The organism is Lentzea chajnantorensis (assembly GCF_054300775.1).
In genome coordinates this window covers 3,658,846-3,665,000 of the sequence record NZ_JBSDZT010000002.1, presented here as the reverse complement: position 1 = coordinate 3,665,000, position 6,155 = coordinate 3,658,846, and the positions used below count along the sequence as shown (strand labels likewise).

The following is a 6,155-nucleotide window of genomic DNA, read 5'->3' as shown; positions in this document are numbered from 1 at the left end:
TTGCGGGAGACCGGGCGGAGTCCGGACGGTGTCGTCATCGAGGTGGGCGAGCCGTACTCGCGAGCGAACCGCGTGCGGCTGGCGCGCGGGTTGCAGACGTTGCGGGACCACGGTTTCCGCATCGCGCTGGACTGCGTGGGCGAGGGTGACGTCCCGCTGGGGCTGTTGACGAGCTCGGCGCCGGACTACATCAAGCTCGACCGTGAGATCGTGCGCACCCTTCCGGACGATGCGGCGCGTTGTTCGCTCGTGCGGTCGTTGGTGCACCTCGGTGAGTACACCGGTGGTCAGGTCGTGGCGGAGGGTATCGAGACCGAGGAACAGCTCGCGGTCGTGCGCAAGCTCGGTGTGGCGCACGCACAAGGGCATTTCCTTGCTCCCCCTCAGCGCCGACCGGTGGTCAACGCGCGCATTGCGCCCGAGGCCGTGACGCAGACCGGGGAGATCCGGCGCAGCAGTGGTCCGCGGGTGACCGACTTCCTGCACCCGGCCACGACGTTGCCGGAGAGCGCGACCTCGGAGGAGGTGCGCGAGGTGCTGGCAACGCAGCCGACGGTCACCGGTGTGGTGCTGGTCGACGTCGAGGGCCGGCCGCGGTGGTCGGTGGACCGCAACCGGTTCCTGCTGGCGGTGACCGGTCCGTACGGGCACGCGCTGCACGCGAAGCGGGAGGCGGCTCGGCTGGCGGACAGGCCGCACGTCATCGGTACTGATGCGTCGGCGCTCGACCTGCTGGACGTGGTGGCGCATGCCAACCGTGAGCGCACGAACGACGACCTGATCGTGGTCGACCACAACGAAAGGTGCATGGGCGTGGTGCGGGTCGCGGACGTGGTCCGCGGTGTCGCCGAGCTCAAGGTGGAGCAGGCGGCCGCGCTGAGCCCGCTGACCCGGCTGCCGGGCAGCGACGCGATCGCGCGGGAGGTCGACCGGCGGATCGGGGGCGGGGAGATCTTCGCGGTGTCGTGGCTGGACGTCGACGGTTTCAAGCTGGTCAACGACACGGTCGGGTTCGCGGCGGGGGACGACCTGATCCGCGAGATCGGGCACGACCTGGCGGACCTCGCGACGACGTTCCCCGGTGTGCAGGTGGGGCACGTGGGCGGCGACGACTTCCTCATCATGGCCGGTCTCGACGAAACGGTGCCGTTGTCCGCCCGTTTGCTGGACAAGGCGTACACGGCAGAAGGACGACACGTCACCGTCTCTCTTGCGACCCTTATCTGTGCCGCGGGGTCAGTGGGGTCGTATCGCGAGGTGTCGCGGTTGCTGGCACCGGTCAAGGAGCACGCGAAGTCGCTCGCCGGGTCGAGCTGGGTCATGGGCCGGCCGGGTACCGAACGGCGCGATGTGCTGCGTGGTGTCGGGCAACGCGCGGTGAGTTGACAAGTACAACCGAACGCCTCCTGTGCGACGACCTGATCACTCATAGCATCGAGGTCGCTACTCAGCGCATCGGAGGTTCGTCGTGCAGGTCGGCAGCGGAACGCAATCTGTACCAGCGCAGCGCACGGCCGTGGACGGTCTCCTCACCGTTGGGGTGGAAGAGGAGTTCGTGCTCGTCGAGGCGTCGACGGGGCATCTGGCCAACCGCGCCGCCGAGGTGCTGGCCGGTGCCGACCGCTACGAGGTGGACCTCCAGCCGGAGATCGCGCAGTACCAGGTCGAGTCGGCCACGGGCATCTGCACGGACATGGCCGTGCTGCGCGAGGAGCTGGCCGTGGCGCGCCGTGCGTTGATGGAGCGGGCCGCGCGCCACGACGCCCGGCTGGCCGCGACCGGGACGCCGGTGCTGGGGCTGACGATGCCGACGCCGTTGACGAACGCCCCGCGCTACCACCGGATGGCGCAGGAGATGGGCGCGCTGACCAACGACCTCGCGATCTGCGGCCTGCACGTGCACGTCGGGCTGCCCGACGACGAGTCGAAGGTGTCCGTGAGCAACCACCTGCGGCCGTGGCTGCCGACGTTGCTGGCGCTGGGCGCGAACTCGCCGTACTGGCTGGACGACGACACCGGTTACGCGAGCTGGCGGTACGTGGTGTGGAACCGGTGGCCCACCTCGGGTGCGCCGCCGCACTTCGAGTCGGCGGCGCAGTACTTCGCGGCACGGGAGGACATCGTCGCGAGCGGGGCGGCGCTGGACGCGGGGATGCTCTACTGGGACGTGCGGCTGTCGGCCCGGCACCCGACGCTGGAGCTGCGGGTGAGCGACGTGGCGCCGACGGTCGAGGAGGCCGTGCTGATGGCGGCCCTGGTGCGCGGGATCGCCGCGACCGCGCTGACGTCGGGTGCGGCGCCGGCGCCGGTTCCGCCGCACCTGTTGAGGGTGGCGTTGTGGCGTGCGGCCAGGGACGGGCTGGAGGGGTTCGGGATCGACCCCGTGACGGGGGCGCTGACGCCGGCGGCCACGCTCGTGGCGTCGCTGGTGCGCTGGGTGCGCCCGGCGCTGGAGCTCACGGGCGACTACGAGCTGGTGAGCGACGGCATCGACCGGGTGCTGCTCGACGGGACGGGTGCGGTGCGGCAGCGGCGGGCGTTCGCGCGGAGGGGGCGGCTCGACGACGTGGTGGGGTTCCTCGTGGACCAGACCGCGCCGGCCTGACCCTCAGACCGATGGCGGGATCTTGGCCAGCAACGGGATCACGGCCAGCACGACGGTCGACGCGGCTGCCGCGGACTCGCCGTGGTCCGGCCTGTCGCGGGCCGCGAGCAGGAACGCCGAGCACGCGACGACCCCGGCGACCGCCCAGGACCAGCCGAAGCGGAACCACAGGCCGGCGCCGGTCATCAGCAGGCCACCCGCGGTCAGCTGGAGGGCGGCGCCGACCGCGGACCGGGTGCGCACGGTCGTGTCACGCGGCTGGTCGTCGGCCGGCCACCGCAGCGCACGGCCGGTCGCGAGCGCGGTGGCGCCGGAGAACACGAGCCACACGGCGGGGTCGGCCTGTCCCCCGGCGGCGGAGTAGGCGGTGACGGCGGGCAGCAGGACCGTGGCCGTCGCCAGCGCCACCGGACCAGCGAACCCGTGGCGTGGCAACCGGGTCCGGGCCAGGTGGAGCAGCAGGGCCAGTGCGACGCCGGCGGCGACCCGCCACGACACGGCGGTCGCCAGTGCCAGTGCGACGACCATCTCGGCGACCACCAGGGCACGGACCTGGCCGGCCCCCACCTCGCGCACCGCGACCGGTTGCGTGCGGGAGGAGTCGAGCAGGGTGCCGGAGAGGGTCGCCGTGAAGTTCGCGAGGACCGCGACCACGACACCGAGGTCCGGCCCGGTCGCGTAGCAGGCACCCCAGGCGGCGCAGCACGCGGCGAGGACCCCGGACGGGGTGTCGAGGCGGTGCAGGTGCGTCAACGCCGTCACGTGGCCACCATCGGGTCAGCGGCGCCGTCGCGGCACCCCGGGAGCGCAACACTAGGCCGTTCGGAGCACGGGCGCCGGGTGCGGGTGAGCGGCCCGCCGGGTATCCGGCGGGCCGCTCGGGGTGGGTTGGTCGTCCCGCCAGGACTTGAACCTGGGACCTACCGCGTATCAGACGGACGCTCTCACCGGACTGAGCTACGGGACGGGTGGAAGACGTGGGTGTCGAACCCACCGGGGCGATCGTGCAAGGATCACCTGCGCGCCGGCGCGTCCCCCGTTGTTCGGTTGTCGTGCGGTTGTTCTTCCGGGCAGCACCGGCGGAAGGAGTCGAACCCCCGGGAAACGGGTTTGGAATCCGTTCCGCTTCCGAAGCTCGCCGGCGGGAATTAGCGAAAAGAAAACCGCCCATGGTTTCCCGTGGGCGGCTCCGAGGTCATGACCTGGTGTGTCAGGTCATGGCGTGGAGCCCCACGCCAGCGCCAGGAGACCCCCGGCGATCGCAGCGAGAATCCGCCACCCCGCGAGCTCGAAGCTGGCAATCATGTCTTCCTCCGGTTGATCTCTTGTTCGTTGTCGGGACCAAGTTAAGCGACGGTGGTGAAGCCGTGCAACGCATTTGTTGAACCAACGGAAAACGGCGCGCACCGGGTGGGTGCGCGCCGTTCCACTGCTGGTGAGGTCAGACGGTGAAGCCCAGCGCGCGCAGCTGTTCGCGGCCGTCGTCGGTGATCTTCTCCGGGCCCCACGGCGGCATCCACACCCAGTTGATGCGGAAGTCCGACACGAGGCCGCCGCCGGTGAGGGCGGCGCGGGTCTGGTCCTCGATGACGTCGGTCAGCGGGCAGGCCGCGGACGTGAGCGTCATGTCGATGGTGGCCACGTTCTTGTCGTCGACGTGGATGTCGTAGACGAGACCGAGGTCGACGACGTTGATGCCGAGCTCCGGGTCGACGACGTCGCGCATGGCCTCTTCCACGTCGTCGAGGGCGGCGACGTCAGCCTTGGGCTCGAAGACCGGCATGCCTTCGGCTCCCCGGACCACTTCTTCGGTGCTCATGCTGCTCCCTGGCTTCGTGCGACTGCGTCCTTGAACGCCATCCAGCCCAGCAGCGCGCACTTCACGCGCGCCGGGTACTTCGCGACGCCGGCGAAGGCGATGCCGTCCTCCAGGACGTCCTCGTCGGGCTCGACCTGGCCGCGGCCCTGCATCAGCTCGACGAACGCGTCCATCTTCCCGAACGCCTCGCTCACCGGCTTGCCCACGACGAGGTCGGTCAGCACCGACGTCGAGGCCTGGCTGATCGAGCAGCCCTGGCCGTCGTAGGACACGTCCTTCACCACGTCGTCCACGACGTGCACGCGCAACGTCACCTCGTCGCCGCAGGTCGGGTTGACCTGGAACGACTCGGCGTCGTAGGGGTCGCGCAGGCCGCGGCCGTGCGGGTTCTTGTAGTGGTCCAGGATGATCTCCTGGTACATCTGCTGGAGCTGCATCTCAGGCCACCCCGAAGAACTTCTGCGCCTCGCGGACGCCGTCGACGAGCGCGTCGACCTCGTCCAGCGTGTTGTACAGGTAGAACGTCGCCCGCACCGAGGACTGCGCGTTCAGGCAGCGGTGCAGCGGCCACGCGCAGTGGTGCCCGACGCGCACGGCGATGCCCAGGCTGTCGAGCACCTGGCCGGCGTCGTGCGGGTGGACGCCCTCGATCTCGAACGGCACGGCACCGCCGCGGTTGACCGCGTCGCGCGGGCCGATTAGGCGGACGCCCTTGACGGCCGACAGGCCTTCCAGCGCCGCCACGGTCAGCAGGTGCTCGTGCGCGTGGACGCGTTCCACGCCCACGACGCTCAGGTAGTCGACGGCGGCACCCAGACCGACGGCCTGGGACGTCATCGGCGAGCCCGCCTCGAAGCGCTGCGGCGGCGGGGCGAACGTCGAGCCCTCCATCTTCACCAGCTCGATCATCGAGCCGCCGGTGATGAAGGGGGGCAGTGCCTCCAGCAGCTCACGGCGTCCGTAGAGGACACCGATGCCGGACGGGCCGAGCATCTTGTGGCCGGAGAACGACGCGAAGTCGACGCCGAGCTCGTGGAAGTTCACCGGTCCGTGCGGCACGGACTGGCACGCGTCCAGCACGGTCAGCGCGCCGGCCTTCCGCGCGGCCGCGACGAGCACGTCGACCGGGTTGATCACGCCGGTGACGTTGGACTGGTGCGTGAACGCCACGACCTTCGCCCTGGGCGTGATCACGCTGTCCACGTCGGACAGGTCGAGCCTGCCGTCCGCGTCGAGTCCGAACCACTTGAGCGTGGCGCCGGTCCGGGCAGCGAGCTGCTGCCACGGGACGAGGTTCGCGTGGTGCTCCATCTCGGTCACGACGATCTCGTCGCCGGGGCCGATGCGGAACCGCGCGGCCTCGGGACCCGAGGTCACGGCGTTGCCCATCGCGTACGCCACGAGGTTGAAGCCCTCGGTGGCGTTCTTGGTGAACACCAGCTCGCCGAAGTCGGCGCCGACGAAGTCCGCGATGCGCTGACGCGCACCCTCGTACTCATCGGTCGCTTCCTCGGCCAGCTGGTGCGCGCCCCTGTGCACGGCGGCGTTGTGCCGCTCCAGGAACGCGCGTTCCGCGTCCAGAACCTGCGTCGGGCGTTGCGAGGTGGCGCCGGAGTCCAGGTAGACCAGGCGCTTCCCGTCACGAACGGTGCGAGACAGGATCGGGAAGTCCGCCCTGAGGGCGGTGACGTCCAGTGGTGCTGCGGTGGTGGTCACAGCGCCTCCTCTCAA

At 70.6% G+C, this 6,155-nt stretch carries 6 protein-coding genes and 1 tRNA gene (1 of these 7 running past the window's edge); 2 read left to right on the top strand and 5 right to left on the bottom strand.

The features are described from left to right. Positions 1–1,386, top strand: the 3' portion of a protein-coding gene (locus ACVDFE_RS18735; RefSeq protein WP_360400323.1) for a GGDEF domain-containing protein. It extends 288 nt beyond the left edge of the window; 1,386 of the gene's 1,674 nt are visible here — the last part of the coding sequence; its start codon lies off the left edge, out of view; the stop codon is at positions 1,384–1,386. Positions 1,387–1,516: 130 nt separating this feature from the next. Further along, positions 1,517–2,605: a carboxylate-amine ligase gene (locus ACVDFE_RS18730; protein WP_458431229.1), complete on the top strand. Its 1,089-nt coding sequence runs from the start codon at positions 1,517–1,519 to the stop codon at positions 2,603–2,605. 3 nt (positions 2,606–2,608) lie between these two features. Here ACVDFE_RS18730 and ACVDFE_RS18725 read toward each other — a convergent pair whose 3' ends face one another. The 5 genes from ACVDFE_RS18725 to ACVDFE_RS18705 all read right to left on the bottom strand — a co-directional run bounded on the left by ACVDFE_RS18725 (position 2,609) and on the right by ACVDFE_RS18705 (position 6,140). Then, complete coding sequence (locus tag ACVDFE_RS18725) at positions 2,609–3,367, bottom strand: hypothetical protein (RefSeq protein ID WP_458431228.1); 759 nt, start codon at positions 3,365–3,367, stop codon at positions 2,609–2,611. A 127-nt stretch (positions 3,368–3,494) separates the two neighbouring features. Further along, positions 3,495–3,572, bottom strand: a tRNA-Ile gene (locus ACVDFE_RS18720). 474 nt (positions 3,573–4,046) lie between these two features. Beyond that, positions 4,047–4,424, bottom strand: coding sequence for a metal-sulfur cluster assembly factor (locus ACVDFE_RS18715; protein ID WP_360400314.1), 378 nt, complete (start codon positions 4,422–4,424; stop codon positions 4,047–4,049). Continuing rightward, positions 4,421–4,861: a Fe-S cluster assembly sulfur transfer protein SufU gene (sufU, locus tag ACVDFE_RS18710; RefSeq protein ID WP_360400311.1), complete on the bottom strand. Its 441-nt coding sequence runs from the start codon at positions 4,859–4,861 to the stop codon at positions 4,421–4,423. The genes ACVDFE_RS18715 and sufU overlap by 4 nt, the downstream gene beginning before the upstream one ends. 1 nt (position 4,862) lies before the next feature. Then, positions 4,863–6,140, bottom strand: a complete 1,278-nt coding sequence (locus ACVDFE_RS18705; protein WP_360400308.1) for a cysteine desulfurase — start codon at positions 6,138–6,140, stop codon at positions 4,863–4,865. Positions 6,141–6,155: the final 15 nt, after the last annotated feature.

Excerpts from the sequence above, each read along its gene's own strand:
- ACVDFE_RS18715 (WP_360400314.1), bottom strand. The coding sequence starts at position 4,424 with ATGAGCACCGAAGAAGTGGTCCGGGGAGCCGAAGGCATGCCGGTCTTC.
- sufU (WP_360400311.1), bottom strand. The coding sequence starts at position 4,861 with ATGCAGCTCCAGCAGATGTACCAGGAGATCATCCTGGACCACTACAAG.